Source organism: Paraburkholderia sp. EG286A (assembly GCF_040965375.1).
In the GTDB taxonomy this organism is placed as follows: Bacteria; Pseudomonadota; Gammaproteobacteria; order Burkholderiales; family Burkholderiaceae; genus Paraburkholderia.
In genome coordinates this window covers 1,320,114-1,346,727 of record NZ_JBFRCB010000001.1, presented here as the reverse complement: position 1 = coordinate 1,346,727, position 26,614 = coordinate 1,320,114, and the positions used below count along the sequence as shown (strand labels likewise).

Annotated in this window: 22 protein-coding genes; 15 read left to right on the top strand and 7 right to left on the bottom strand. The window is 65.3% G+C overall.

Annotated elements, in window-relative coordinates; genetic code table 11:
• Positions 1-87 precede the first annotated feature (87 nt).
• From tssK to tssA, 4 genes are read left to right on the top strand one after another with little or no spacing between them, the layout of a single operon-like run.
• Entirely contained in the window at positions 88-1,455 is a 1,368-nt protein-coding gene (gene tssK / locus AB4Y35_RS05975) for a type VI secretion system baseplate subunit TssK (RefSeq protein ID WP_368703707.1), read from the top strand.
• The gene (locus AB4Y35_RS05970) at positions 1,448-2,509 is read left to right on the top strand and encodes a DotU family type IV/VI secretion system protein (RefSeq protein WP_368703706.1); all 1,062 of its coding nucleotides are present in this window, start codon (positions 1,448-1,450) and stop codon (positions 2,507-2,509) included. The genes tssK and AB4Y35_RS05970 overlap by 8 nt, the downstream gene beginning before the upstream one ends.
• Positions 2,506-6,441: a type VI secretion system protein gene (locus AB4Y35_RS05965; RefSeq protein WP_368703705.1), complete on the top strand. Its 3,936-nt coding sequence runs from the start codon at positions 2,506-2,508 to the stop codon at positions 6,439-6,441. Before AB4Y35_RS05970 ends, AB4Y35_RS05965 begins: the two co-directional genes overlap by 4 nt.
• On the top strand, positions 6,438-7,553 hold the full coding sequence (gene tssA, locus AB4Y35_RS05960; RefSeq protein ID WP_368703704.1) for a type VI secretion system protein TssA: 1,116 nt from the start codon (positions 6,438-6,440) through the stop codon (positions 7,551-7,553). The genes AB4Y35_RS05965 and tssA overlap by 4 nt, the downstream gene beginning before the upstream one ends.
• 480 nt (positions 7,554-8,033) lie before the next feature.
• Here tssA and AB4Y35_RS05955 read toward each other — a convergent pair whose 3' ends face one another.
• Entirely contained in the window at positions 8,034-9,332 is a 1,299-nt protein-coding gene (locus AB4Y35_RS05955) for an L-fuconate dehydratase (protein WP_368703703.1), read from the bottom strand.
• A gap of 86 nt (positions 9,333-9,418) precedes the next feature.
• Here AB4Y35_RS05955 and AB4Y35_RS05950 point away from each other — a divergent pair, with 86 nt between their 5' ends.
• From AB4Y35_RS05950 to AB4Y35_RS05935, 4 genes are all read left to right on the top strand, one after another.
• A complete protein-coding gene (locus tag AB4Y35_RS05950) occupies positions 9,419-10,180 on the top strand; it encodes a GntR family transcriptional regulator (RefSeq protein ID WP_368703702.1) in 762 nt (253 codons plus the stop codon).
• Between the two features lie 126 nt (positions 10,181-10,306).
• Entirely contained in the window at positions 10,307-11,818 is a 1,512-nt protein-coding gene (locus AB4Y35_RS05945; RefSeq protein WP_368703701.1) for a sugar ABC transporter ATP-binding protein, read from the top strand.
• Positions 11,819-11,837: 19 nt separating this feature from the next.
• Positions 11,838-12,863, top strand: a complete 1,026-nt coding sequence (locus tag AB4Y35_RS05940; RefSeq protein ID WP_368703700.1) for an ABC transporter permease — start codon at positions 11,838-11,840, stop codon at positions 12,861-12,863.
• Between the two features lie 95 nt (positions 12,864-12,958).
• Positions 12,959-13,900, top strand: a complete 942-nt coding sequence (locus AB4Y35_RS05935) for an ABC transporter substrate-binding protein (protein ID WP_133184644.1) — start codon at positions 12,959-12,961, stop codon at positions 13,898-13,900.
• An 81-nt stretch (positions 13,901-13,981) separates the two neighbouring features.
• Here the strand turns inward: AB4Y35_RS05935 and AB4Y35_RS05930 are convergent, their stop codons facing one another.
• The 6 genes from AB4Y35_RS05930 to AB4Y35_RS05905 all read right to left on the bottom strand — a co-directional run bounded on the left by AB4Y35_RS05930 (position 13,982) and on the right by AB4Y35_RS05905 (position 20,381).
• Positions 13,982-15,394, bottom strand: coding sequence for a cytosine permease (locus AB4Y35_RS05930; protein ID WP_368703699.1), 1,413 nt, complete (start codon positions 15,392-15,394; stop codon positions 13,982-13,984).
• A 105-nt stretch (positions 15,395-15,499) separates the two neighbouring features.
• Entirely contained in the window at positions 15,500-16,969 is a 1,470-nt protein-coding gene (locus AB4Y35_RS05925; RefSeq protein WP_368703698.1) for an aldehyde dehydrogenase, read from the bottom strand.
• Between the two features lie 12 nt (positions 16,970-16,981).
• Positions 16,982-18,019 carry an LLM class flavin-dependent oxidoreductase gene (locus tag AB4Y35_RS05920; RefSeq protein ID WP_368703697.1) on the bottom strand — a complete coding sequence of 346 codons (1,038 nt, stop codon included), beginning with the start codon at positions 18,017-18,019 and terminating at the stop codon, positions 16,982-16,984.
• Positions 18,020-18,030: 11 nt separating this feature from the next.
• Complete coding sequence (locus tag AB4Y35_RS05915) at positions 18,031-18,990, bottom strand: flavin reductase (RefSeq protein ID WP_368703696.1); 960 nt, start codon at positions 18,988-18,990, stop codon at positions 18,031-18,033.
• A 1-nt stretch (position 18,991) separates the two neighbouring features.
• Positions 18,992-19,810, bottom strand: coding sequence for an alpha/beta fold hydrolase (locus AB4Y35_RS05910; RefSeq protein ID WP_368703695.1), 819 nt, complete (start codon positions 19,808-19,810; stop codon positions 18,992-18,994).
• Positions 19,779-20,381: an amino acid synthesis family protein gene (locus AB4Y35_RS05905; RefSeq protein WP_254315446.1), complete on the bottom strand. Its 603-nt coding sequence runs from the start codon at positions 20,379-20,381 to the stop codon at positions 19,779-19,781. Before AB4Y35_RS05905 ends, AB4Y35_RS05910 begins: the two co-directional genes overlap by 32 nt.
• A 155-nt stretch (positions 20,382-20,536) precedes the next feature.
• Here AB4Y35_RS05905 and AB4Y35_RS05900 point away from each other — a divergent pair, with 155 nt between their 5' ends.
• From AB4Y35_RS05900 to AB4Y35_RS05870, 7 genes are all read left to right on the top strand, one after another.
• Positions 20,537-20,827, top strand: coding sequence for a DUF1330 domain-containing protein (locus tag AB4Y35_RS05900; RefSeq protein WP_368686856.1), 291 nt, complete (start codon positions 20,537-20,539; stop codon positions 20,825-20,827).
• Between the two features lie 139 nt (positions 20,828-20,966).
• A complete protein-coding gene (locus AB4Y35_RS05895) occupies positions 20,967-21,653 on the top strand; it encodes a GntR family transcriptional regulator (protein WP_254354726.1) in 687 nt (228 codons plus the stop codon).
• Positions 21,654-21,899: 246 nt separating this feature from the next.
• On the top strand, positions 21,900-22,790 hold the full coding sequence (locus AB4Y35_RS05890) for an alpha/beta fold hydrolase (protein ID WP_368703694.1): 891 nt from the start codon (positions 21,900-21,902) through the stop codon (positions 22,788-22,790).
• Positions 22,783-23,751 (top strand): flavin reductase family protein, encoded by a 969-nt coding sequence (locus AB4Y35_RS05885; RefSeq protein ID WP_368703693.1) that lies wholly within the window; start codon positions 22,783-22,785, stop codon positions 23,749-23,751. Before AB4Y35_RS05890 ends, AB4Y35_RS05885 begins: the two co-directional genes overlap by 8 nt.
• 94 nt (positions 23,752-23,845) lie before the next feature.
• A complete protein-coding gene (locus tag AB4Y35_RS05880; protein WP_368686859.1) occupies positions 23,846-24,877 on the top strand; it encodes an ABC transporter substrate-binding protein in 1,032 nt (343 codons plus the stop codon).
• A 40-nt stretch (positions 24,878-24,917) separates the two neighbouring features.
• Positions 24,918-25,802 carry an ABC transporter permease gene (locus tag AB4Y35_RS05875; RefSeq protein WP_368703692.1) on the top strand — a complete coding sequence of 295 codons (885 nt, stop codon included), beginning with the start codon at positions 24,918-24,920 and terminating at the stop codon, positions 25,800-25,802.
• 1 nt (position 25,803) lies between these two features.
• Positions 25,804-26,598, top strand: coding sequence for an ABC transporter permease (locus AB4Y35_RS05870; protein WP_368703691.1), 795 nt, complete (start codon positions 25,804-25,806; stop codon positions 26,596-26,598).
• Positions 26,599-26,614: the final 16 nt, after the last annotated feature.

The following is a 26,614-nucleotide window of genomic DNA, read 5'->3' as shown; positions in this document are numbered from 1 at the left end:
TGACGCCACGGTGTCACACGACGGTGTCACGCAGCGGCGCGGCAACACTGAGCGACGAAACGTTTAGCAATAGAAAGCAAACACATCATGCGAACTTCGTTTCCCGATCCGGTCTGCTGGTTCGACGGCATGCCCTTGCTGCCGCAGCATTTCCAGACCCAGGCGCTGCACGCGGCGGGGCATGCCGCGTTGCTCGCCGGCGCCGCGCGCGCGCACTATTGGGGCGTGCTCTCGCTGGAGCACGACGCCGCGGGGCTCGCCCAGGGGCTCGTGCGCATCAGCGCGCTGGAGGCGATCCTGGCCGACGGCCTCGCGATCCGCCACACGCCGCACGATCCCGTGCTGGAGATCGACGTGAGCCACGCGTTCAGCGCGCCGGACGAGGAGGTCACGATCTATCTCGCGGTGCCGCCGCTGTATCGCGGCGGGCAGCTCGATCCGCAGGCCGGGCGCTACACCCAGCGCGAGAGTCCCGACGTTCCCGATCTCGTCTCGGGCGGCGAGCCGGCTTCGATCACGACATGGACGCCGCGCCTGCATCTCATGACGGACCTCGGCCGTCACGAATTCGACCGCTTGCCGCTCATGCGCGTGCGGCAGCAGGGCGGCGGCGTGGCGATTGCGGACTATGCGCCGCCTTGTCCGTTCGTGCGCGCCGACTCGGTGCTCGGCCAACGTGTGATGCAGCTGCTGCTGCGCGTGCGCGAAAAATGCGTGTTCCTGGCGGGGCGTCTGCAGGCGGCGCAACGCGCGGAAGAGCGCGACGATTCGGCCCAGATCGAGCGCCAGCTTTGCGCGCTCTGGAGCCGCCTGCCCGAAGTGGAAGCGACGCTCGTCACCGGCATCGCGCATCCCGCCGAACTGTATCGCGCCGTTGCGGGCATGACGGGCGCGCTCGCGGCGCTGCGTCCCGCGCGCGGCGTGCCCGCCTTCGCGACGTTCGATTACATGGCGCTGCTCGCGTCGTTCGATCCGCTGCTCGCGTGGGCGGACGAAGCGCTCGCGACGATTCGCCAGGGGTATCGCGTGCGCGCGTTCACCGAGGAGGGCGGCAGCTTCTGGATCGCGCCGCCGTTCGAGAGCGGCGGCAACGTGGCGCGCGAACTCGTGATCGGCTTGCGCATGCCGCCCGACGCGGGCGAGCACGACGCGAGCGTGTGGCTCGATCATGCCGTCGTCGCGTCGCGGCCCTACGTGCCCACGCTCGCGCGCCAGCGCATGCGCGGCCTCGCGCGCCGGCGGCTCGCGCGCGAGGAGCGCGCGGCCTATGCGACGGGCGACGACACGACGCTCTTCGCGGTGGCCGTGGAGGATGCGTGGTTCGACCGCGCGCAGCCGTTGTGCGTCGAAGTCCGCACGACCGTGCCGGGCCGCGCGCCGTGGGCCGTGCAACTCTTCACGCCCACGGGCGATGCCGCCGACGACGCACGCCAACCGGGAGCCGATCATGCTTGATCCCAGCGACCCGAATGACGAGCGCCTGCCGCTCATGCGCGCGTTCGTCGTGGCGTTCGCGTTCGCGGAGAACGCGCGCCTGCGCGCGGTCGCACTGGCGGCGACTGCAGCCAGCGCCGCCAACGCCGCGAGCACAGAGACGTCCGCCGATCCCCAGCGCGATGCGGACGCGCTCGCCACGCAACTGCAGTCCGCCACACGCAAGCTCGCGCGCGACGCGATGGCCTGGACCGGCGCGGCCGGCGAAGCGGACATCGCCGCCGCGCAGTACGCCTATGTCGCGCTGCTCGACGAACTGCTGCTGTTCTCGGCCTGGAATGGCGCGAGCGCTTGGGAAACGTATCCGCTCGAAGCGCGCATTTTCGGTACGCGCGCGGCGGGCGAGCGCATTCCGGCCGCCATCGAAACCTTGCTCGCGCAACGCGATCCGGCGCAGCGCGATCTCGCCAATGTCTATCTCGCCTGCCTCACGCTCGGTTTTCGAGGCCGCCTGCGCGGCGAGGCAGGCGCCTTGCGCCACGACCAGTTGCGCCACGCGCTGTTTGCCTTCGCCATGCAGCGCGACCCCGAGCCCGACCGCCTTGGCGCGCCGCTCGAACGCGCCGCGCTGGCGCCGCGCGAAACCCGTCCGCTCACGCAGATGTTTCCAGACCGCGCACGCCTCGCGCTGTTCGTGGGCGGCGGATTCGCGGTGCTGCTCGGCATCTCGCAACTTCTGTGGCTCTACGCGACGGCGCCCGTGCGGCCGTCGCTCGAACAGTTCGAAACGGTATCGATGGCGCAAGGGCGTCCGGCGCAGGCGAGCCATACGAGCACCACGGGCATGGTGCTGCCGCGCGCACGGACGGTGCGCAGACTGCGGCCAGCGCCTCCGCCCGCCGATGTGCAGGCGATGCCGCGGACTCAGGACATCCCCGCGGGGCCGACGGTCGCCACCGCGCCGCCCGCCACGCTCGCACTCGCGGCACGGCGCATCGTCACGGTGAGCGCGCAGAACGCCGGCGAAGACAGCGAAGACAGCCCTGACGACAAGCCACGCGGAGCACGGCCATGACGACCACACTGGTAGTCGTCCTGATCGTCCTCATCGCGCTGTTGATCGTGGGGCTCGCGGCCGTACTCGTCGTGCGCTGGCTGCGCGGGCGCGACGAACGCCGGCCGCTGCGCAACTTCTCCGCCATGATGCGCACGGCGCACAACGCGATGGGCGTGCGCGATCCGTACTCGGTGCCGCGCGTGCTGGCCACGGGCGCACCCGCGGCGCTCGACGCGCTGGCGCTCAGCTGGCGTCTCTCGCCCGTTGGCGAGCCGGCGTGGTTCGGCAGGCTCTGGCACGACGCCGAAGGCATCCTGATCGCGGAGCCCGGCGACTCGCTCGGCGCGCGCGCGGCCGCCGAGCGCCGGCGCGGCTCGACCGGCGGGCGTTTGCTGCGCGGTTTGCTGCGCAACCGGCCGGGCCGCCCGCTCGACGCGCTCGTGTGGGTGATCGCGCTCGATACGCTCGTCGACGAAAACGGAACCGCGCGCGCGGACACCGACGCAGCGCTCGAAGCCTCGCGCACGGTGCTCGCGCTGCAGCGTCAACTGGGCCAGATGCTGCCGCTCTACGTGGTGGTGACGGGCTGCGACGCGCTGCCGGGCTTCGATGCGCTCGCGGCCCGTCTGCGCCGTGAGCGCATCGAGACGCCGCTGGGCTGGGCTTCGCCGTATGCGCCGCGGCGCGCCTTCGAACCCGCGTGGGTGGACGAAGCCTTCGCCGACATGAGCCGCGCGCTCGCGGCGACGGTCACCGAAATGGGCACGCTCGACGGCGCGCTGGACGGCGACGTGTTCCTGCTGCCGCAACGCCTCGACACCCTGCGCGAGCCGTTGCGCGAGCACATCGAGCCCACCTTGCGCGGCGCCGCCGACGGCACCGCGCCGCTCATGCGCGGCATCTGGTGCGTCGGAGCGATGCCGCAAGCGCAGGAGCGCGAGGAGCCCGCCATCACGAACGCGGCGCGCAGCGAGGCGCGCGCCGCGCCGGCCTTCGCGTCGCGTCTCTGGCACGACCTGCTGATGCCGGGGCAGGGACTCGCACTCGCCATTCCGCGCGTGCTCGCGCTGCGCATGCGGCGCTACCGCATCGCCACGTTCGCGGCGATCGCGCTGGGCGTGTGCTGGTGCGTGGGCCTCGGCGTGACGACCTGGCACGTGCGCAGCGATGCACGGGCGCTCGCGAGCAGCTACGATGCGCTCGCGCTTGCCAGCGTCGCCTGGCACGAAGCGGGCGCGAGCAGCAGCGAAACGGCGGCGGCGAACGCGCTGGGCAGCGCCGCGAACGCCTTCGTCAAGGTGCCGCGCTGGCAACTCGCCACGCCGTTTATGCCGCTCTCGTATTTCGGCCTGCGCCGCCGGCTCGACGACGCGCAATACCACGTGTTGAGCGGGCTCGTGTTCACACCGCTGCGCGCGCGGCTCGTCAGCCGTCTCGCCGAGCTGAACTGCGACGGCGCCACCGGGTCGGGCGACAACGCGAGCCTCGCGGCCGCCGCGCGGCGTCCCCAGGACCTGCCCGAGTACACCCAGGGCACACGGCTCGTCACCAACGCGGCGCAGACCGAGCGGCTGATCACGAACTACAACGAGCTGGTGGAACGCGATTCGGGCAACACCGTCATGCTTGCGCAACTCATGCGCGGCGCGGTGGGCGTGAGCTTTTCGCCCGATCACGTGGCCGACCGTGCGGGGCTGGACGACGCCGTGCGCGCGACCGCGGTGGAAGGCGGCGAACTGTCGTTCGACGGCACCGAGGCGCGCGCCGCGCACGCGCGGGCGAGCGTGTGCTTCGAGGAAACCTTCGATCGCTGGTTCGACGCCATTTATCAGGACTCCTCGCTCACGACGAACGCCGCGCAAATCCAGGCCATGCTCGCCGATCTCAAGGCACCCGGTGCCGTGCCGACCACCGCCTCGCTCTCCGAACTGGCCACGCGCATCGACACGCTCGCAACCCAGGTCGACACCGCGGACCACGGCTGGGCGGGCACGCACGGCCAGGAACTCGTGCCGGGACTCACGGCGACCTTCGACACCGCGAAGGGGCTGCGCCTGATCGGCGCGACGCCGGTGGCGAGCGTGCTGGATCACGAACAGAGCGAACAAAGCGCGTTCGCAGCGCGCTGGCTCGCGAGCGGCAACCTGCCTGGCGTGCTGGCCTCCAATCCCACCACAGGGCTGCAACTGGCACCGGACCTGCTGCCGCTGCGCGACGCGTTGCGCACGCTGCTCGGCCAGTCGTTCGTCGCGGGCGAAGGCAATGCGACGGCCGAAATTCGCGGTGTGGATGCCGACTCGGCGCAGCGCGCACTGGCGATCCTGCCCGCCTACAAGCAATACTCCGCCGGACTTCTCGCGCAGGCGCCCGAAGCGTGGCGCGGCGCGCTGCTCGCCGCGGCTGGCAACGCGACCGTGCACAGCATGGTGGCCGCGCTGTCGGCACCCGTTGCGACAGCGGCGACATCGGCGGGCGGGGCGCGCAACGTCGCTTACGCGCCGCAGACGCAAGGCGCGTCCTTCGACATGCTGCGCAAGAACGCGACCGATCTCGTGGAAGCGTTCGACTCGCTCGGCCGCGCGGATCTCGCGCAAGCCGTTGCCCTGCGCGTGAGCGACGCCGCGCTGGACGTGCTGCGCTCGACCGATGTCCAGTTGCAATCGCTGGAACCGTTTCGGCCGCTGCGCGGCGACTTTTCGGCGTGGAACGGCAACGCCGGCGGATCGATGCGCGCATTCGGCGCCGCCACGCCCGAAGCGCTGCAAACCTACCTTGCCGCGCAGTCGAGTGCGGTGGCGGACACGGCCACGCTCGCGTCGAGCGCGCTCGACTGGCTGAGCACACAGAACCCGCCGCTTTCCACCGCCGACGCACGGCTCGTGGCGCGCTGGAAGGCGCTCTTCGCGGACCTCGCGCAATACCGCGCGCGCAGCCCGGCGAGCGCGCTGGTGGCGGTGCCGTCGATCATCTCCAACCAGCTCGACAAGATGGACCTCGACACGTGCAGCGCCTCGCTCGCGCAGGTGGACGTGCCGGGCTCGGGCGACATCGTCGCGAGCGCGGGCATGCGGCTCGTCTCATCGGCGCGCGAGCGCTGCTACCGGTTGCAGATCGGCACCGGCGGCGAGGCCTACGAACAGCTGCGCAACTATTTCGCGCGCTACCTGGCCGGCCGCTTTCCGTTCTCCGCGGATGCGAACGCGCAGGCCGCCGACCTGCGCCAGACGGCGGCGTTCGTGGCGCTGCTCGACGCGAAGCTCGCGGACGCGCAACGCGGCATGAGCGCCGCGGCGGCGAGCGGCGGCTCGCAAGCGGGCGCGCAGCAGTTTCTGGCGAAGCTCGCGCGCGCGAAGCCGTGGCTCGACGCGCTGGTGGCGCGCGGCGCGGACGGCGCGCTCGTGGGCGTGGACGTGGCGGTGGATTGGCGCATCGATCGCTCCGACGAAGCCGGTGCGGACCAGGTGATCCAGTGGTCGCTGGCGAGCGGCAGCCAGACGCTCGCCTGGCCCGCCACGGCGGGCACGCCGCTGCGCTGGGCGCCGGGCCAGCCTGCCGCGCTGAGCCTGCGCTGGGCGAAGGACGGCCCGTGGCGGCCCATGCAGGACGCGTCGCAGCCGACGCTCTCGGTCGACGGCGAAGCGGCCACATGGGCGGCAAACGACACGTGGTCGCTATTGCGCCTCGTGCGCCTGCACGCGGTGCCGGACGACGGCGTGGATACCGGCACGGGGGCGGGCAACGCGCGCATGGTGCTGAGCGTGCCGGTGCGCGACCGCAACGGCGGCACGCAGACGGCGCGCATGTTCATGCGGGTGGGCATGACGGGCGCGTCGAAAACGGCGCTCGCGTGGCCCGACCTGCCATACGCGGCGCCGGGCTACAGCGCGTACGGCACGCCTGCGGTCACCTATGGACCGTATCCGTCGAGCACCCAGGCGGGGCGCGGATGAACCCGGCATTCGACATCGAAGCACTCGTTCAACCGATACCGGGCGGTGCGCCGGCCGGCGTCTCGCTGCTGCACGACGCCGCCTTCGACGCGATCAAGGCGGCGCGACGCGAGGACGATCCGGCGTTGCCCGCGGGCATCTGGCAAACCACGCTCAAGGTCGCCGACTGGGCCGCTGTCGAAGCGGGCTGTGAGGACCTCCTCGCGCGCCGTAGCAAGGACTTGACGCTCGCCGCATGGCTCGGCGAGAGCTGGCTGCATCGATACGGATGTGTTGCCTTGCCGGATTGCTTCGCCCTGCTGAGCGAATTGTGTGCGCGCTATTGGGACGACATTCATCCGTTGCCGCGCGACGGCGACCTGGGCTTTCGGGCTGCGCCGCTCGCGTGGATGGCCCAGCAGTTTCCTACCTTGCTTGGCGGGCGGATCGCGTTGTGCGCGGGGCCTGACGGATCAGCGCTGACGCTTGCGCGCTGGCAGGGGGCGCAGCGCGAGGCGGTTGCGGTGAAGGACCGCAAGGATGTGCCGGCCGCGAAGCGCGAGGAGGCCGCACGCGTGGTGCAGGCGTTGGCTCAGGCCGCGCATGCGGCGGAGCCTGCCGCGTTGCGCGATCAGTTGCAGGCGCTGCGTGCCGCTCGCGCGCCCATCGCGAAACTCGATGCGTGGTGCACACAGCGGCTCGGCGCGGAGGCGCCGTCGTTCGGAGCGCTGCTGGAGACGTTGGAGCGCATGGAGAGTGTGCTGCGTGACTGGCTCACGACGCATCCCGAGTGGGAGGACGTACCGATGGTTGAAGTCGCAACGATTCAGGAGCCGGCGGTGGTCGAGCCTGCAGCGGGTCAGGTGGCTGCGGCTGGTGCGGTGCTGGAGCCGGCTGGGCCGAGGAGGCTCGATGCGCCGCAGTCGCGTGATGAGGCGTATCGGTTGCTCGCTATTGTTGCCGAGTACCTCATGCGCTATGAGCCGCATAGTCCTGTGCCATATATGCTTAAGCGGGCGCTTGACTGGGGTGGGAAGCCGTTGCCCGAGTTGCTCGCTGAACTGATGGCCGGGGAGAGGGGCAGGGCGTTGGGGGCGGCGCTTGGGTTGTTGCCTGAGGGCGGCGAAACGTAGGTGTGTTTTTTTTGTTTTTTTTCTGACACCGACTGGGCATGCTTGTTTTCGCGGCGGTATGCAGGCGTTGCCCCTGTGCGGGGCGGCACCTACTTTCTTTGCGGCGGCAAAGAAAGCAACTGTATTGAAGGTCAAGGGGCAAGACCCAAGAAATCACGCTTTGGGGGGATTCCAGGGAATGGCATCCCGCATCATGGCGTTGAGCTGGGTGAGCAGCTTGCGCATGCCGGCGATGAATGAGCCCTTTGTCACTCACTTTGGTGGTGCGAGGCGACAGACGCTCCGGAGCCATTCACCATGTATGGCGAGATGTGAACTGTGGCAGGCACTGGCGGTTTGAGCGGCTTTCTTTGCCGTGTGCCCCGAAGGAAGTCCCCTTGGGGGACAAAGAAAGGAGGTGCCGCCCCGCACAGGGGCAACGCTTGCATACCGACACGAAAACAAGGAAAGGCCAAAATCACAGGAAGCCAAGACAAAAAATTAACCCCGCCAGGCCTCCCCCTCAGGGAAGTGATACTTATCGAGCGACTCCGCGATCATCTCGATGCTATAACCAGGCCGCTGAGGCGGCATATACCGCCCATTCCGAATCACAACAGGATCAACAAAATGCTCATGCAAATGATCCACATACTCGAGAACCCGATTCTCGAGCGAAGCCGAAACACACACATAATCGAACAGCGAAATATGCTGCACATACTCACACAGCCCAACGCCACCGGCATGCGGACAAACGGGCACACCAAACTTCGCCGCCATCAGCAGCACGACGATGACTTCGTTGAGTCCCCCTAACCGACAGGCATCCACCTGACAAAAATCAATCGCCTGCGCCTGCAACAACTGCTTGAACATCACGCGATTGTGGCAATGCTCGCCAGTGGCAACCCCAATCGCCCCCAACCGCCGGCGAATCTCCGCATGGCCGAGAATATCGTCCGGGCTCGTCGGCTCCTCGATCCACCACGGATCGAACTCCGCGAGCCGCCGCATGTTCGCCACCGCTTCGTCCACATCCCACACCTGGTTGGCGTCCATCATCAGCTTCAGGTTCTCGCCGATCTCCTCGCGCAGAATGCGTGCACGCCGCACGTCTTCGTCGAGATTGCCGCCCACTTTCTGCTTGAAATGCGTCCAGCCCAGCGCGACGCCTTCCCGCGCGAGGCGCCGGATCTTGTCGTCGTCGTAGCCCAGCCAGCCGGCCGAGGTCGTATAGGCGGGATAGCCCTGCGCGAGCATTTCCGCTTCGCGCGCGCCCTTGGTCTTCGCGTGGCGATGCAGGATGGCCAACGCTTCATAAGGCGTGATCGCATCGGTCACGTAGCGAAAATCGAGGCAGCGCACGAGTTCCTCGGGACTCATGTCCGCGAGCAGTTTCCATACAGGCTTGCCAACCGATTTGGCCCACAGGTCCCACACCGCATTCACGACCGCCGCCGTAGCCAGATGAATCGCGCCCTTGTCCGGCCCGATCCAGCGCAACTGGCTATCCGAAGTGAACGCGCGCCAAAAGGCGCCCATGTTCGCGGTAATGTCTTCGAGCCGCTTGCCGACGATGAGCGGCGCCAGCGCATTGACCGCCGTCACGCAGATTTCATTGCCGCGCCCGATGGTGAACGTGAGCCCGTGCCCCGTGAATTGGTCTGGAGAATCGGTTTCGAGCGTGACGTAAGTGGCGGAGTAGTCCGGCGCGGCGTTCATGGCGTCGGAACCGTCGAGCGAACGCGAAGTGGGAAAGCGGATATCGCGAACGGACAGGCTGCTGATCGTGGTCATTCGAACTCCCTTCTAAAGGGACGGCTTTCGGGTAGGGGAAAACCAGGCGTTTGCACGCGTTGACAACGTTGAATCTGCTACCTAGCATGCTAGCATGTCTTCTCAAAATCAAGCGCGCCGTGAACTCTTCATCCGAAGTGGCGAGTGTCGCCGGCAATCCTTATGTCGCACTGCAAAAGATTAGGGGCGGCGAGCGCGGCAGCCTGACCGATGCCGTCGAGCACGCACTGAGAGAAGCGATCGTGACGCTCGCGCTGGAACCCGGAATGATGATCGACAAGATGGCGGTCTGCGAACGCATGGGCGTGTCGCGCTTTCCGGTTTCCGCCGCGCTGGCGAAGCTCGCGCATGCGGGTCTCGTCGAAGTTTTGCCGCAGCGCGGCACGCGCGTCAAACCGATCGCGCTCGACGACATCCGCCAGCATCTGTTCATTCGCAGCGCGCTCGAAGTCGAAACGGTGCGCGGCGTCGCGCGCATGAAGGACCGCGCCACGATCGACGCACTGGCAGCCAATCTCGAGGAGCAGCGCAAGGTCGCCGGCAATGGCCAGCGTCTCGTGTTTCACGAGCTCGATCTGGCGTTTCATGAAATCCTGCTCGACGCGGTGAATCTGCCGCGGGTGAAAGAGATCGTCGCGGTGTCGCGCAACGCGCTGGACCGCGCGAGGCAATTGCTGGCCAGTCCCGAGCGTCTCGTGCACACGCTCGACGAGCACGAACGCATCTTCGAGGCCATTCGCGCCGGCCGTGCCGACGCTGCGGCCAAAGCCATGCACGACCATCTCGATCAGGTGATCGAGGAATTGCGCCGGTCCGCGAAAGAGCGGCCGGATCTCTTTGCACCTTGAGCACGTTAGCCTTACGTCGAGCAACGCCCGTCCTTCAACCCCCTTTGTGCAGCGCTGCAAGCCACGCCGCGCACGCAATCAAGAGGCCCCGGTAATGTGTCTGGCTTTTCTTCGCGGATCAGCGCCATGACGCCGCTCATTTCCGTCAACAAGCTGAGCAAGAGCTTTCCCGGCGTGAGAGCGCTTCACGAAGTGCAATTCGAGCTCATGGCGGGCGAGGTACACGCGCTGATGGGCGAGAACGGCGCGGGCAAGTCGACCTTGATGAAGATTCTCGCGGGCGTGTATACGCGCGACTCGGGCGACATTCTCTACGACGGCCAGCCCGTAGCGTTCGCAAGTCCGGGGGAGGCCCAGGCCGTGGGCGTCGGCATCATTCATCAGGAACTTCAGCTGATGAATCATTTGACCGTCGCGCAGAACATGTTCATCGGCCGCGAACCGCGCGGGCGTCTCGGGCTCTTTCTCGACGAAGACAAACTCAATGCGCAGGCACGCGAGATTCTCGCCCGCATGCACGTGCACCTCGACCCGCGCACTGTGGTCGGCTCGCTCACGGTGGCAAGCCAGCAGATGGTCGAGATAGCCAAGGCGCTGTCGTTCGATTCGCGCGTGCTGATCATGGACGAGCCGACTTCCGCGCTCAACGACGCGGAAATCGCCGAGCTTTTCCGCATCATTCGCCAGTTGAAAGAGCGGGGCGTGGGGGTCGTCTACATCTCGCACAAGATGGATGAGCTCAAGCAGATTGCCGATCGCGTCACCGTACTGCGTGACGGCGAGTACGTTGCCACCGTCACCGCCGCCGACACGAGCGTGCAGGCCATCATCGGCATGATGGTCGGCAGAACGCTCGCCGATGTCGCACCGTATCAGGGTCCGGCGCACCAGGGCGAAGTCGCGCTGGACGTGAGGCATCTGAACGCGGGCCCGCTCGTACGGGATGTGAGCTTCACGTTGCGCAAAGGCGAAATACTGGGCTTTGCGGGGCTCATGGGCGCGGGCCGCACCGAGGTCGCGCGCGCCGTGTTCGGGGCGGACCCGGTCGAGTCCGGCGACATCTTCGTGAAAGGCGCGAAGGTATCGATCAAAACGCCGAGCGACGCGGTCGCGCACAGCATCGGCTATCTCTCCGAGGACCGCAAGCGCTTCGGTCTCGCGACCGGCATGGACGTCGAATCGAACATCGTGATGTCCAATCTCGGCAAATTCCTTTCGCTGAACGTGTTTTTGCGCCGCGTGCAGATCCGCAAGAGGGCGGCGCATTTCATCAGTCTGCTCGCCATTCGCACGCCTTCGGCCACGCAACCGGTGCGTCTGCTGTCGGGCGGCAACCAGCAGAAGATCGTCATTGCGAAGTGGCTGGAGCGCGACTGCGACGTGCTTTTCTTCGACGAGCCCACGCGCGGCATCGACGTCGGCGCGAAGAGCGAGATCTACAAGCTGTTGCGCGCGCTCGCCGAACAAGGCAAGGCGATCGTGATGATCTCGTCGGAACTTCCGGAAATCCTGCGCATGAGCGACCGGATCGTAGTGATGTGCGAAGGCCGTATCACTGGCGAACTCTCCGCCAGCGAGGCGACCCAGGAGCGCATCATGCATCTCGCGACCCAGCGCGAAACCCTGCAAGCGGCATGAGCCTCAAGAGGTCGAATCCATGACTATGCAATCGGATACTGCGGCGCTGTCCGACCAGAAACGGTCGTCCGGTTTGAAGGCGCGCATTTTCTCGCCCACTGCGCTGCAGAAAATGCTCGCGTTCGCGAGCCTGATCCTGCTGCTGATCTTTTTCAGCTTCGCTTCGCCTGCCTTCATGCAGATGGACAATATCCTCGGCATTCTGCAGGCCACCGCCGTGAACGGCGTGCTCGCCATTGCCAGCACGTTCGTCATCATCACGGGCGGCATCGATTTGTCGGTCGGCACGCTGATGACCTTTACGGCCGTGATTTGCGGCGTGTTTCTGACCTACTGGCATTTGCCGATGTGGATCGGCGTGCTCGCCGCAATCGGCACAGGAGCGGTGTGCGGAACCATTTCGGGCACGCTCACCGCGAAGATGAAGATTCCGCCGTTCATCGCCACGCTCGGCATGATGCTGCTGCTCAAGGGGCTTTCGCTCGTCGTCTCCTCCGACAAACCGATCTATTTCAACGACACCGAGAACTTCTACATGATTTCGCAGGACTCGCTGATCGGCTATTTCCTGCCCAGCGTGCCTGTACCGAACGCCGTGCTGATCCTGTTCGTGCTCGCGATTGTGAGTTCGATCACGCTGAACCGCACGGCGCTTGGGCGCTATACATTCGCGCTCGGCAGCAACGAAGAAGCCGTGCGGCTTTCGGGCGTGAACGTCGATCGCTGGAAGATTGCGATTTACGGCCTTGGCGGCGCGATTTGCGGCATTGCGGGGCTCCTGATCGCGTCGCGCCTGAACTCGGCGCAACCGGCGCTCGGCCAGGGCTACGAGCTGGAAGCCATCGCGGCGGTCGTGATCGGCGGCACGTCGCTGAGCGGCGGCTCGGGCACGATACTCGGCACTATCATCGGCGCGTTCATCATGAGCGTGCTGACCAACGGCTTGCGCATCATGTCGGTCGCGCAGGAGTGGCAGATCGTGGTGACGGGTCTCATCATCATTCTCGCGGTTTACGCGGATATCTTGCGCCGCAAGAAGGCTTGAAAGAGGAGACGGAAAAAGCACGGAAAGAACGGGGAGTAAAACAAGGCTCCCTCAACGGCTGGAGGTCTATGGCCCACCTTAGGAGGAGAAATGTCATGTTGAAAAGAAAACTGATCAGTGCCGTAATCGGAGTGGGCGCGCTCGTGGGCGCGTCCAGCTTGGCCTATGCTGAGGAACCCTACATTCCGATCATTTCGAAGGGCTTTCAGCATCAGTTCTGGCAAGCCGTGAAATCAGGCGCGGAACAGTCGGCGAAGGCGAACAACGTCAGGATCACGTTCGAAGGCCCTGAAACCGAGGCCATGGTCGACAAGCAGATCGACATGCTTTCTGCCGCGCTCGCCAAGAAACCGCAGGCGCTCGGCATCGCCGCGCTCGACAGCAAGGCCGCCATTCCGCTGCTCAAACGCGCGCAGTCCAGCAAGATCCCCGTGATCGCGTTCGACTCGGGCGTCGACAGCGATATTCCGCTCACGACCTGCGCCACGGACAACCTCGCCGCCGCCGCGCTCGCCGCCGACAAGATGGCGGAGATGATCGGCAATTCCGGCGAAGTCGGCGTGATCGTGCATGACCAGACGAGCCGCACGGGTATCGACCGGCGCGACGGCTTCCTCAACGAGATGAAGACGAAGCATCCGGGCATCAAGATCGTTTCCGTGCAGTACGGCGCGGGCGACCACCTGAAGTCGGCGGAAATCGCCAAGGCCATGATTCAGGCGAACCCGAACCTCAAGGGCATTTTCGGCGCCAATGAAGGCTCGGCGGAAGGCGCGGCGATCGGCGTGAAGGAGTCGGGCAAGAAGCTGGTGCTGATCGGCTTCGACTCGGGCAAGGAGCAGAAGGAGGCCATCATGTCCGGCCTGATGGCGGGCGCGATTACGCAGAACCCGGTGGGCATCGGCAAGTGCGTCGTCGATTCCGCGGCGAAGGCGCTGAAGGGCGAAACGCTGCCCAAGAAGATCGACACGGGCTTTTACTGGTACGACAAGACCAATATGAGCGACCCGAAGATCGCGGCGGTGCTTTACGACTGATTGGTAGGGGTGTGAGTCATGCGCAGGGCGAAAGGAAGAGCCGAGGCTCTTCCTTTTCGTTTTGCGCGTCTGCGGCGCACTTCACTCAGAGACCGCGGCCCCTGCCGGCGACCGCCGGGGCGAACGCGAACCGTCCTTCGAAGCGAATACGTAGTAGGTCAGCGCCGTCGCGACGAGGCCAACCATCCACGAGACATCGGCGTCGCCGACGATCGACGCCAGCGGACCGTGGAAAAAGCTCTCCGCCATGAACGGCACCTGCACCGCGATGCCGAACAGGTAAATGGCGATGGCCTTGAAGTTGAAGGAGCCATACACGCCGCCGTGGCTGCTCACGATTTCCGCGACGCGATAGCGCCGGTGGTTGATCAGATAGAAGTCGACCAGATTGATCGCGACCCAGGGCGCGAGCACGATGCGCATGGCAAAGATCGCCGTCAGGAAGATCGCGATGAAATTGCTCGAGGCCCACAGCGCCGTGACGGTAGAGGCGACCAGCAGGACGGTCGAAAAGACGACGCGCACCGTGCGGCCAGGCACCCAGTCGGGGCGAAAGGTCTGCGCGGCGGTAATGAAGGACAACACCCCGCCATACAGGTTCATGCCGTTGTGGCCAATGATGTTGACCAGGAAGAGGACGATCAGCACATAGCCGAACATGCCCGTTTGTGTGCGGATGGCTTGCATGGCGTCGGTGGAATGGCCGGTGCTGACCGCGAGCACGCCAAAGAGAAACGCGAAGATCGTGCCGAGCGAGGTGCCGAAATACGTGAACGCAAAGGTCTTCACAAAGCCCGCCGAGGTCGGCAGGTAGCGCGAATAGTCGGACGTGTAGGGCGCGAAACTGATTTGCCAGACGGCGCACAGTCCGAACATCGCGAACCAGTTCGACACGTCGAAATGACCTTGCTGCAGGATCTGCGCGTCGAGGCCGGGGGCCATCATGATCATGCCGATCAGGAGCGCGCCGCCCATGAACCAGGCGCCAATCTTGTTGAAGCGGTGAATGAAGTGATAGCCGATCACGCCGACGAGCGTCGCGAGAATCGCGCCGAGCACCGTCCCTACCGGCACGGGCACCGCGGGCGCGGCGGTGTGGAGCGTCTTGCCCGCAAGGATGATGTTCGAGACGAAGAAGCCCAGATAGATCAGCGTGGTGAAGCCGACCACGAGCAGCGAGCCATAGCGGCCGAATTGCGCGCGGCTTTGAATCATCTGCGGCACGCCGACGAGCGGGCCTTGCGCGGAGGTGAGGGCGTGAAAAATGGCGCCGAAGAATTGCCCGGCGACGATGGCGAGAATCGCGCTCATCACGTCGAGGTGAAAGACCAGGACCGAAGTCGCGCCCGATATCACCGCAAGCGGCGCAACATTCGTGCAGAACCACAACGTGAACAGATCGACTGGCTTGCCATGCCGATCCTCGGGAGCGACATACTCGATTGAGTTGCTTTCAATGGTCAGAACGCTGTTGTCGTTCGCCGGGTTTTTCATAGTGTCTCCATCTTTATTGCACAGGCCGGGCCGCGCCACGAAGGTGGCGCGGCATCGCCTTGAACGGCTTTGCAGCAGTTTTGAATCGATACAGCGGGGAACGGATCAGCGCATCACGAACGGATCGCTGATCGGCTCGTCCGAGGTACGCAGCCACACGGACTTCGTCGTCGTGTATTCGAGCGCGGCAGCCATGCCGCCTTCGCGGCCGTGCCCGGACAGCCCGAACCCGCCGAACGGCACGAGCGGCGACACCGCCCGATAGGTGTTGATCCAGACGATCCCCGAGCGCACACGCCGGGAAACGCGATGTGCGCGGGTGAGGTTGGTGGTGAAGATGCCCGCGGCGAGTCCGTAGGCGGTGCCATTCGCCTTCTCGATGGCTTCCTGTTCGGAAGAGAACGTATCCACCGAAAGCACGGGGCCGAACAACTCCGTCGTGATGCTGTCCGCGTTGCTCACGCCCGAGCAGTCCAGGATCGTGGGCGCATAGTAGTAGCCGTCGCGCTCCAGCGCCTTGCCGCCGGCGAGCACCTTGGCACCCTGGGTCACGGAACTCGCGACGATCTTCTCGATGTTGCGCAGTTGTCTTTCGGTGCAGAGCGGCCCGTATTCCGTCGTCATCTCGTTGGGCGAGCCCACGCGAATGCGCGAGACGCGCTCGACAAGCAACGCGAGGAATTCGTCCTTGACGGACGCCTCGATCAAAAGACGCGAGCCCGCCACGCAGCTTTGGCCGCTTGCCGCGAAAATCGCCGCGACTTGCGCATTCACCGCGCTCTGGATATCGGTGTCGGCGAACACGATGAACGGCGACTTGCCGCCCAGTTCAAGCGAAACTTTGGCCAGATTGTTCGACGTGTTCCTGACGATATGCCGCGCGGTTTCAGGGCCGCCCGTGAAGGCAACCTTGTCGACCTTGGGATGGCTGCTGAGCACCGCGCCGCATTCCGGCCCGAAGCCGGTAATCACGTTGACGACGCCCGGCGGAAATCCGGCCTCGTGCACGAGCCTCGCGAATTCGAGCAGCGGGCCGGGTGCTTCCTCGGAAGCCTTCAGCACGACCGTGCAACCGGCGGCGAGCGCCGGCCCGACCTTTACGGCGGAAAGGAACAACTGGCTGTTCCATGGAACGATGGCGGCGACCACGCCGACGGGCTGCCGTTCTAGCCAGACCTGCATGTCCGGCTTGTCGACGGGGATGTGGCTGCCTTCGATCTTGTCGGCGATCCCCGCGTAGTAGCGGTAGTACTCGGCCACATAAGCGATCTGGCTCGACGTCTCGCGAATGATCTTGCCGGTGTCGTTCGTTTCAATTTCAGCGAGTCGCGGCGCAGCCTTTTCGACGAGCCCGGCCAGCTTGTGCAGCAGCTTGCCGCGCGCCGAGGCGGTGAGGCCGGCCCATGCGGAATCGGTCAGCGCGCGGTTGGCCGCCTCGACGGCACGGTTGACCTGCTCCGTGCGCGCTTCGGGCATTTGCGCCCACACGTTGCCGGTGGCCGGGTTCACGCTGCCGAACGTCGCGGCGCCCGCTTCGAACTGGCCGTCGATATACAGCTGAAAATGAAAATCCATGGAATCCGCCCCTTACCTGAATGCAGGCATGACGTCGTTGATCATGCGCTCGAGTGACGCCTTCTTGCGCTCGAAGCTCATGCCGGTATCGATCCAGAACGAGTACTCGTCGAAGCCCAGTTTCTCGTAGGCCCGCAGACGCCCGATCACTTCCTCGGGCGTGCCGATGACGTTGTTCTTGCGCATCGCCTCGGGCGTGTAGAACGGGTGAGCGGCGATCTCTTCCTTCGTGAGCGGCTTGATCATGCCGCGGCTCACGGGCCGCTCGTTCTTGAACCACGCGCCGAAGTAGTTGTAGAACGTGTTCACCTCGTCGGCCGCGACCTGCGCGTCGTCCTCGCTGCTCGCTACGTACGTGTGGCGCAGCAGCATGATCTGCGGGCGCGGCACGTTGCTGAACTTCTCGCACGCGGCGTTGAAGTGGCCGACGAGCTTCTCGACCTCTTCGTCGCCGAAATGCAGCGGCGTGACCTGCACGTTGCAACCGTTGGACACGGCGAATTCGTGGCTGTTCGGGTCGCGCGCGGCCACCCAGATCGGCGGATGCGGGCGCTGCAGCGGCAACGGCGACGACGTGGTCGTGGGGAACTTCCAGAACTCGCCTTCGTGCGCGTAATCGCCTTCCCACAGCTTTTTCACGGCCGGAATGAGTTCGCGCATGCGCTGGCCTGCGCCCCACGCGTCGAGCCCCGGCATCAGACGTTCGTACTCGAACGAGTATGCGCCTCGCGCGATGCCCAGATCCAGACGGCCATTCGAGATGATGTCGGTCATCGCGGCTTCGCCGGCGAGCTTGATCGGGTGCCAGAAGGGCGCAATGACCGTGCCCGTGCCGAGCCTCACGTTCTTCGTCTTGTTGGCGAGGTCCGCGATGTTGAGGAACGGATTGGGTGCGATCGTGAAGTCCATCGCATGGTGCTCGCCGGTCCAGATGGCGTGCATGCCGCCGCGATCGGCGATCTGGCACAGCTCGATCATTTCGTCATACAACTGCTTCTGACTGGTCTGGTCGGAGACGCGCTCCATGTGAACGAAAAGTGAGAATCGCATGATGGAACCTTTCAGGAATGAAGCGGGCGGACTGTGCCGTTGCTATGGTCGCCGAAGTACATCCCGTAGCTCTTCAACTCGCTTTCCTTGCGGTAGCGCTGGAGCATGCTGGCGAGTGCGCTGTCCTGGAACGCTTGCGTTTGCACGTCTTCCAGACTGACGAACTGGGCCGACGCGTCGCCCGCTGCGGTGAGTTCGTCCGGCGCGCTGCACAGGAACGAGATGTACTGGTAATGGGTTTCGGTATTGTTGTAGACCGAGTAAATGAAGCTTGCCGATGCGTCGGGCTGGTACTTCGTGAAGATATCGGCGAGCGCCTTGTCGGCGCCTTCCTTGCCGATCTCTTTCGAAGGCAGGCCCCATTTGCCGTCGGCGGTCTTCACGAGGAGCACCTTGTCCTCGCGCGCGATGATCGCGCTCACGACCACCTTCGGGCCCGCGATGACTTCCGCCGATACCTTGGCCGGCGTGAAATAACCGCCGCGGTAGTAGCCGAGGCCCGCGAAGCCTGCGGAATGAAACGCCTCGACACGGCCGACGATCAGCGCGTGGTCGCCCGCGTCGATCACGGCGTGCGTCGTGCAGTCGAACCAGGCGCTGACGTCGCCGATGAGCGGGTTGCGGTTGGCGCTCAATTGCCAGTTCACGTTGGCGAAGCGGTCGTCGCTCGGCCGCGCGAACGTGTTGGACAAATCCTTTTGCCCTTCCGCCAGGATGTTGATGGCGAAGTGGCCCGCAGTGGAAAACGTCTGGTAATTGCCCGACGTCTTCGCAATGCTCACCAGCAGCAGGGCGGGGTCGAGCGAAACGGACGAAAACGAATTGGCGGTAAAGCCGAGCGGCTTGCCGTCGTCCGTCGCGGTCGTCACGATCGTCACGCCCGTCATGAACGCGCCGAACGCGTCGCGCAGCTCGCGCGTGTTGATCTTCGCTGCTTCCGGTTGAACTACCTGGCTCGTGTCTTGGCTCATTTCACACTTCCACTTCGTGGTTTTCCGCCTGCGGCTCCGTCTGCAACCAGGCACGCAGCGCGCGATTGACTTCGTTCGGCGCGGTCAGGTTCACCATGTGGCGCTCGTTTTCGATCACCACGGCCGTGCCGTTGTGCGCGGCTTGCGCCATCTGTCTTGCCATCTCCGGCGTCGAGTTCGGGTCGTCCGAGCCGGTCAGGACGAGGGCAGGGCAGCGAATCGTATGCCAGCCGTCGGCATACACGTCGTCGCCGCCCGCAAACGCCGTGTACGCCGTGGCGTAGCCGGCGAGGTTCACCGACTTCAGCCACGACTCGACTTTTTGCGCCGCCACTTGCTGCGCTTCCTCGGCGTTGAACCAGCGCCGCAGCGGCGTATCCACGTCGATGGTGCCCGAGCGCAGTTCGGCGGCACGCTGCAGTACGGCTTCGCGCGCCTCTTCGGTGCGCCGGTACACACCGTTCAGGACTGCCACGCGCTTGACCAGATCGGGACGCGTGACCGCGACGCCAGCCGCGATCAACGAACCCATCGAGTGCCCCGCCAGATTGACGGGACCGACCTTCAGCGCCTCGATGAAACTCGTTGCCCATTCAACGAACGGCGGTAAGCCGGCGCCAGCTTCGAGCGCATCGCTTTGACCGTGGCCCGGCATGTCGACCGAGATCACGCGGAATTCGGCCGAGAGGTCTTCGATCTGCGGATACCACGCGCTGGCCTGCATGCCCACGCCGTGAATCAGCACGAGCGGTTCGCCCGAACCTTGCTCCAGATAGTGCGCGACGCGCTTATTTGACAGCTGCAGGGTTCTTGACGTCATTTCCGAGCTCTGCGAGGTCTTTGTAGCGATCGCCAATGCGGTGATGCGGACGGCCACCCGTTGCGGCGCCAATGGCGACCACCAGTTCATCGGCGGCCGGCGCATCGGCAATCGAGAACTGCAGCGTGAGGTAGTGCGAGCGGCGGCCTTCGTCGTTCTTGTCCATCATCGGGATGAGCAGCGGTGCATTGGCGGGGCCACGCGTGTTGTTGAACGCGAGATACGACTTTGCGCCCACCGCCGAGCGATAGATATTGCCGAAGTGCAGCGTGTGGATGAGCGCGGACGCATGCTCCAGTTCGCCCGCAAGACCGACGATGGCGCTCTTGCCGAACGCTTCGACCGCTTCGCCCGAACCGGCCTCGTCGATGATGAGCTTCGTGAGGTGCTCGCTCAGTTGCGGCGCGATTGCGCGAATCTCGGGCGAGAGGTCTTCCACGTAACCGCGGCCCGCCCACGGGTTCTTGATCACCGCGACCGCGCCGATCATCTTCAGCGGCTTCGCAGCGGCCTTGTCGCCGTCTACGAAGACGTTCTCGACATGGAGGATGGATTTGCGAATCAGGCTCATGGCAACTTCCTTCGTACGTTGATTGTGTGAAGCATTGTGGTATACCATGTTACGGCATGCCATGAGTGTTAACCCGATGGCATGCAGCGAGCCCCGTCTGGCAAGGGATTGCCGCTTTTTTATATGAATCCGACGATGGAAAACGAGGAGGAGAGATGACTGCTTACTGGATTGCCCATGTGACCGTGCTGGACCCCGCCAAGTACAAGGACTACACGGACATCGCCCCGCTGGCGTTCAAGAAGTTCGGCGCCGTCTTCCTCGCGCGCGGCGGCGCGGCGCAGGTGCTGGAAGGCGAGTCGTTCGCGCGGCACGTCGTGATCCAGTTCCCCGACATGCAAACGGCGCTCGACTGCTATCACTCGCCGGAATATCAGGCGGCCAAGGCGAAGCGCGATGGCCATTGTGTGGCGCAGATCGCGATCGTCGAGGGGCTGGAGGGCTGACCAGGCCGGTGCGGCCGGTGCAAAAAGCGGGGGGCAAAAGCGCAGGCAGAAGGAAAGCTGGACGTCAGTTGCGTCATAATATGGCATTCCATGTCCGTGCCTTCGTGCGTGGACTTTCGTCCTTCTCCTGTTGCCGCCTATGCAAGACCTCAAAATCGATCGCAATGCCAAGACCCTGCGTGAGCTCACGCTCGACAAACTGCGCGGCGCGATAGTCCAGGGGTATTTTCGGCCGGGCACGCGGCTCGTCGAACGCACGCTGTGCGACGAGCTTGGCGTGAGCCGCACGGTGGTGCGCGAGGTGCTCCGGCATCTCGAGACCGAGGGGCTGGTCGAGATCGTCGCGCGCCAGGGGCCGATCGTGGCGCGCCTCGATCCCGCGCAAGTGGGCGAGATCTACGAGTTGCGCGGGCTGCTCGAAGCCAACGCCGCCCGGGCCTGCGCCGAGAACGCCACGCCCGAAGTCGTGCAGCAGCTGCGCGCGGTCCGCGCGATCATCGAGGACGCGTTCGAAAAGCGCGACCTGCCGCGCGTGGTGGAGCACACCGAGCGCTTCTATGAAACGCTGTTCGAAGCCGCCAACAAGCAGGTGTCGCTCACGGTCGTCAAGACGCTGAACGCGCGCATCAACCGCTTGCGCGCGTTGACCATCGCGATGCCGGGGCGCGGCGGCGACTCCAATCGCGAGATGAACCTGCTGCTCGACGCCATCGAGCGGCGCGACGGCGAAGCGGCCTCCGCGGCGTCGTTCGCGCATATCAAGCGGGTTTCCGAACTGGCGCTCTCGGCGCTTGCCCAGCAGAACGAAGGTCTCGGCGACGCCTGAGGCTTTCGCCAACTCGCAAGGCTGAAAGGCCGCCGGCACACGCCGGCGGCCTTTTCTTTTGTCTGCTCAATTCAGGTGGATCAGGCGTGGCCCAAAACGTGCCAGCGCGCTCGCACACGATCTCATGGTATTCCATAATACGCAATAGTTTGTTGTGGGCCATAAGATGGCATACCATAATCTCATCGAACGAGACCTCCGGCGATTTTCCGTATCGCCCGAGTCGCCGGATGGAGCCTGAATTCCATGAAGCCAGCTTTCGCCTCCGAACATGCCGTCTCGCGCGCCCAGCGCGGTCGAACCGCGGGCACGTGCTACAGCGTGTACGCGCCGCAATCGGGCGCCGCATGCGAAACCGTGGTGCTGATCCATGGCGTGGGCATGAACCAGAGCGTGTGGGCGCCGCAGATCGATGCGTTATCCGAATCGTTTCGCGTCGTCGCCTACGACATGCTGGGTCACGGCGAGAGCGCGCTGCCGAGCGCACAGCCCACGCTCGACGAATACGCCGCGCAGCTCGAAGCGCTGCTCGACGCCATCCAGATCGAGCGCGCGCACGTAGTGGGGCATTCGATGGGGGCGCTCGTCGCGCTCGAATTCGCGCTGCTCAATGCGCCGCGCACGTTGAGCGTGGTTGCGCTGAACGCGGTGTACGACCGCACGCCGGCGCAGCGCGAAGCGGTGATGACGCGCGCGGCCAGTCTTGGCGACGCGCCTGCCGCGAGCGGCGTGGACGCGACGCTCTCGCGCTGGTTCGGCGACCCGATTCCGGGGCATCTGACCCAGGCGGCGCAGGCGGTGCGCGCGCTGCTGCTTGCCGTCGATCCCGTGGGCTACGCGCGCACCTACCGCCTTTTCGCCTCTTCGGACGACGCGCACGTGGGGCGTCTCGCGAGTCTCGCGGTGCCCGCGCTCTTCCTCACCGGCGAGTGCGATCCGAATTCGAGCGGGCAGATGTCGCACGCGATGGCGGCGGTCGCGCCCCGCGCGCGTGCGGAAGTCATTGCGAACGCGCGCCACATGATGAACGTCACCGACCCGGAACGCGTCAACGCAAGCCTGCTCGCGTTCCTCGCCGAGGCATCGGCGACGCAGGCAGCCAATACCGCAGCAAACACAGGAGAACGCCATGGCTGAGCTGATGACTGCCCACCCCGCGCAACCGGCTTTCGATATCGCCGAATTTCGCCGCGCGCTGGGCGCGTTCGTGACGGGCGTGACCGTCGTCACGACGATCCAGCCCGACGGCTCGCCGCGCGGCTTCACCGCCAACTCGTTCACCTCGGTGTCGCTCGACCCGCCGCTCATTCTGGTGTGCATCGCGAAGACGGCGTCGAGCTATGCGGTGTTCTCGCAAACGCGCCGCTTCGCCGTGAGCGTGCTCGCCGAAGACCAGCAGCAGGTGTCGGGCGTGTTCGCCTCGAAGGCCGCCGACAAGTTCGCGCAGGTGCCCTGGAGCACGCGCAGAACCGGTGCGCCCGTGATGGACGGCGCGGCGGCGAGCTTCGACTGCACGACGCATGAAGTCGTGGACGCGGGCGACCACATCATCCTGATCGGCCGCGTGGTGGACTTCGTGCAAACGAGCTCGACGCCGCTTGGCTACTGCCGCGGCGCGTACGTGAACTTCAGCCTCTCGCAGGACGCGCTGGCCGCAGCCGGTGTGCGCGCGAAAGTGGGCGCGATTCTCGAGCACCGCGACGGCCTCGTGCTGATCGACACACCCGATGGCGTGGCGTTGCCAACGGGCGTCAGGCTCGAACCGGCCAGCGACGCGGCAAGCCTGCGCGGCGTGCTCGCGAAGCTCGGCCTGCGCGCGCATCTCGACTTTCTCTTCGCCGTGTTCGAGGACGGCAGCGGCAAAGGGCCGGGCGAGCACATCTATTACCGCGGCCGCGTGATTCACAACGGCTCGCCCTGGCTCGACAGCAGCATCCGCATCGTGCCGCTCTCGCAGATCCCCTGGGACGAAGTGAGCGACGACGCCGTGCGCTCGATGCTCGAACGCTATGTGCGCGAACGCAAGCAGGACGCGTTCGGCATTTACGTGGGCGACAGCGAAGCCGGCACCGTGCAGCCGCTCGCCCTCGCGCATTGACGACACGACACAGAACACAACCATGAAGAAGCCGGCGCGTTTTCCCGCAGCCGGCCTGACGAAGCGACAACCAACCGTTTCACCGGAGACAGCCATGAGCAGCAGAAGCACCTCGTTTATCGCGCCGATGTTCGTAGCCTGCGCGGCGACACTCGCAGCCGCGCCGGCACTGGCCGCGGACCCCATCGTCTTCACGAGCTGGGGCGGCACCACGCAATCGTCGCAACAGAAGGATTGGGCGCAGCCGTTCACGCAGGCGAGCGGCATCACCGTGCTGATGGACGGCCCGACCGACTACGGCAAGCTCAAGGCGATGGTCGACAGCGGCAACGTGAGCTGGGACGTCGTGGACGTGGAAGGCGACTTCGCCTATGCCGCGCAGAAGGCCGGCCTGATCGAGCCGATCGACTATTCGGTGGTGAAGAAGGACGAGCTGGACCCGCGCTTCGCGTCGCAAGCCGCAGTGGGCAGCTTCTATTACTCGTTCGTGCTCGGCTACAACAAGGCGAAATACACGGGCGCACAGCCGCAAACGTGGGCGGACCTGTTCGACACCAAGCGCTTCCCCGGCAAGCGCACGTTCTACAAGTGGTCGGCGCCGGGCGTGCTGGAAATCGCGCTGCTCGCCGACGGCGTGCCGCCCAACAAGCTCTATCCGCTCGACCTCGATCGCGCGTTCAAGAAGCTCGACACGATCAAGAGCGACATCGTGTGGTGGAGCGGCGGCGCGCAGTCGCAGCAGCTGCTCGCTTCGGGCGAGGCGCCGATCGGTATGTTCTGGAACGGCCGCCTGCACGCGCTCGCACAAACCGGCGTGCCCGTCGGCATTTCGTGGAACCAGAACCTCACCGCCGCCGACATGCTCGTGATCCCGAAGGGCGCCAAGCACCGCGATGCGGCGATGAAGTATCTCGCCGCGGCGACGAGCCCGCAGGCCCAGGCCAAATTCGCGGCCGATACGGGTTACGCACCGATCAACGTGAAGTCGGCCGCGCTGATGTCGCCGGCCATGGCGAAGACGCTGCCCGATCAATACAAGGCATCGCAGATCAATCTCGACATGAAGTACTGGGCCGAGAACCGCGATGCGATTGCGAAGCGCTGGTACGCGTGGCAATCGAAGTAAGCGAGTCCCGACGTCGCGAACCGGTTCAAAAGGAAACATCATGCCTAACGTATTGAGTACCGTCGCGCACCCGGCCGCGACGGCCACGCGCAAAAGGCGCGACTGGCGCAGCATGCGGCTGCTGACGCCCGCCATGCTGCTGCTCGTGATCTTCTTCCTGCTGCCGGTGCTCTCGCTGCTGTTGCGTAGCGTGCTGGAGCCGACGCCGGGCCTCCACAACTACCAGCAGTTGCTCGGCTCGACCACGTATTTGCGCGTGTTCGGCAATACGTTTCTCGTGGCGACGGTCGTGACGCTCGTCACGCTGCTCGTGGGCTTCCCGATGGCGTGGCTGCTCGCCATCGCGCCACGCAAGGTCAGCGCCGTGTTCTTCGCGATCCTGCTGCTGTCGATGTGGACCAACCTGCTCGCACGGACCTTCGCGTGGATGGTGCTGCTGCAGGAAACGGGACCGATCAATCGCATGCTGATGGCGATTGGCGTGATCCATGAGCCGCTCTCGCTCGTCAACAATCTCACGGGCGTGACGATCGGCATGACTTACATCATGCTGCCGTTTCTCGTGATGCCGCTGCACGCCACGCTGCGCAGCATCGACCCTTCGACGCTGCGCGCCGCCGCCGTGTGCGGTGCAAGCCGCTGGCAGGCTTTCTGGCGCATTCTCGTGCCGCTCGCCATGCCGGGCGTGGCCTCGGGCGCGCTCATGGTGTTCGTGATGGCGCTGGGCTACTTCGTCACGCCCGCGTTGCTGGGCGGTCCCTCGTACATGATGCTCGCGGAACTCATTGCGCAGCTCGTGCAGGAACTCTTGAACTGGGGCCTCGCCGGCGCCGCCGCATTCGTGCTGCTCGCCGTGACGCTCTCGCTCTATGCGCTGCAACTGCGCTTCACGCGTCATGCACGCGCAAGTCTCGGAGGGCGCTGACATGTTGCTCGATTTCGATCGCCTGGGCGCGCTGCGCTGGATGTTGCTGGCCGTGGGCGGGGCCGTCGCGCTGTTTCTCCTGCTGCCCATCGTCTTTATCGTCGCGCTTTCTTTCGGCGACTCGCAGTGGCTCATCTTTCCGGCGCCGGGCTGGACGCTCGAGTGGTACCGGCAACTCTTCACCGATGCGGGCTGGATCGACTCGCTGCTCACGAGCGCGAAGCTCGCCGTGATCGTCACGGTGCTCTCCGTCGCGATCGGCTTTCTCGCTTCGCTTGCGCTCGTACGCGGCAAGTTTCGCGGGCGCGGCGCGGTGCAGGCCTTCTTCATCACGCCGATGGTGCTGCCCGTCGTGGTGCTCGCCGTCGCGCTCTATGCGTTCTTCCTGCGCATCGGCATGAACGGCACGATGACGGGCTTCGTGATCGGCCACCTGATCATCGCCTTGCCGTTCTCGATCATTTCGATCAGCAATTCGCTCGCGAGCTTCGACACGTCGCTGGAAGACGCCGCGCTCATTTGCGGCGCCTCGCCGTTCATGGTGAAGCTGAAAGTGACGCTGCCGGCCATCCGGCTCGGTCTCTACGCCGCGGCGATCTTTTCGTTCCTCGCTTCGTGGGACGAGGTGGTCGTGTCCATCTTCATGTCGAGCCCGACGCTGCAGACGCTGCCCGTGCGGATCTGGGCCACGCTGCGCCAGGACCTCACACCTGTCGTTGCCGCGGCGTCTTCGCTGCTCGTCGCGTTGACAACGTTATTGATGCTGGCGGGCGCTCTCGTGCGCCGCGGCCGCTAACCGAGGTAAACAAGCC

Excerpts from the sequence above, each read along its gene's own strand:
- AB4Y35_RS05900 (WP_368686856.1), top strand. The coding sequence starts at position 20,537 with ATGACTGCTTACTGGATTGCCCATGTGACCGTGCTGGACCCCGCCAAG.
- AB4Y35_RS05955 (WP_368703703.1), bottom strand. The coding sequence starts at position 9,332 with ATGACCACGATCAGCAGCCTGTCCGTTCGCGATATCCGCTTTCCCACT.
- AB4Y35_RS05945 (WP_368703701.1), top strand. The coding sequence starts at position 10,307 with ATGACGCCGCTCATTTCCGTCAACAAGCTGAGCAAGAGCTTTCCCGGC.
- AB4Y35_RS05880 (WP_368686859.1), top strand. The coding sequence starts at position 23,846 with ATGAGCAGCAGAAGCACCTCGTTTATCGCGCCGATGTTCGTAGCCTGC.
- AB4Y35_RS05910 (WP_368703695.1), bottom strand. The coding sequence starts at position 19,810 with ATGACGTCAAGAACCCTGCAGCTGTCAAATAAGCGCGTCGCGCACTAT.
- AB4Y35_RS05895 (WP_254354726.1), top strand. The coding sequence starts at position 20,967 with ATGCAAGACCTCAAAATCGATCGCAATGCCAAGACCCTGCGTGAGCTC.
- AB4Y35_RS05935 (WP_133184644.1), top strand. The coding sequence starts at position 12,959 with ATGTTGAAAAGAAAACTGATCAGTGCCGTAATCGGAGTGGGCGCGCTC.
- tssK (WP_368703707.1), top strand. The coding sequence starts at position 88 with ATGCGAACTTCGTTTCCCGATCCGGTCTGCTGGTTCGACGGCATGCCC.
- AB4Y35_RS05970 (WP_368703706.1), top strand. The coding sequence starts at position 1,448 with ATGCTTGATCCCAGCGACCCGAATGACGAGCGCCTGCCGCTCATGCGC.
- tssA (WP_368703704.1), top strand. The coding sequence starts at position 6,438 with ATGAACCCGGCATTCGACATCGAAGCACTCGTTCAACCGATACCGGGC.
- AB4Y35_RS05870 (WP_368703691.1), top strand. The coding sequence starts at position 25,804 with ATGTTGCTCGATTTCGATCGCCTGGGCGCGCTGCGCTGGATGTTGCTG.
- AB4Y35_RS05925 (WP_368703698.1), bottom strand. The coding sequence starts at position 16,969 with ATGGATTTTCATTTTCAGCTGTATATCGACGGCCAGTTCGAAGCGGGC.
- AB4Y35_RS05965 (WP_368703705.1), top strand. The coding sequence starts at position 2,506 with ATGACGACCACACTGGTAGTCGTCCTGATCGTCCTCATCGCGCTGTTG.
- AB4Y35_RS05940 (WP_368703700.1), top strand. The coding sequence starts at position 11,838 with ATGACTATGCAATCGGATACTGCGGCGCTGTCCGACCAGAAACGGTCG.
- AB4Y35_RS05930 (WP_368703699.1), bottom strand. The coding sequence starts at position 15,394 with ATGAAAAACCCGGCGAACGACAACAGCGTTCTGACCATTGAAAGCAAC.
- AB4Y35_RS05915 (WP_368703696.1), bottom strand. The coding sequence starts at position 18,990 with ATGAGCCAAGACACGAGCCAGGTAGTTCAACCGGAAGCAGCGAAGATC.
- AB4Y35_RS05950 (WP_368703702.1), top strand. The coding sequence starts at position 9,419 with ATGCTAGCATGTCTTCTCAAAATCAAGCGCGCCGTGAACTCTTCATCC.
- AB4Y35_RS05875 (WP_368703692.1), top strand. The coding sequence starts at position 24,918 with ATGCCTAACGTATTGAGTACCGTCGCGCACCCGGCCGCGACGGCCACG.
- AB4Y35_RS05920 (WP_368703697.1), bottom strand. The coding sequence starts at position 18,019 with ATGCGATTCTCACTTTTCGTTCACATGGAGCGCGTCTCCGACCAGACC.
- AB4Y35_RS05905 (WP_254315446.1), bottom strand. The coding sequence starts at position 20,381 with ATGAGCCTGATTCGCAAATCCATCCTCCATGTCGAGAACGTCTTCGTA.
- AB4Y35_RS05885 (WP_368703693.1), top strand. The coding sequence starts at position 22,783 with ATGGCTGAGCTGATGACTGCCCACCCCGCGCAACCGGCTTTCGATATC.
- AB4Y35_RS05890 (WP_368703694.1), top strand. The coding sequence starts at position 21,900 with ATGAAGCCAGCTTTCGCCTCCGAACATGCCGTCTCGCGCGCCCAGCGC.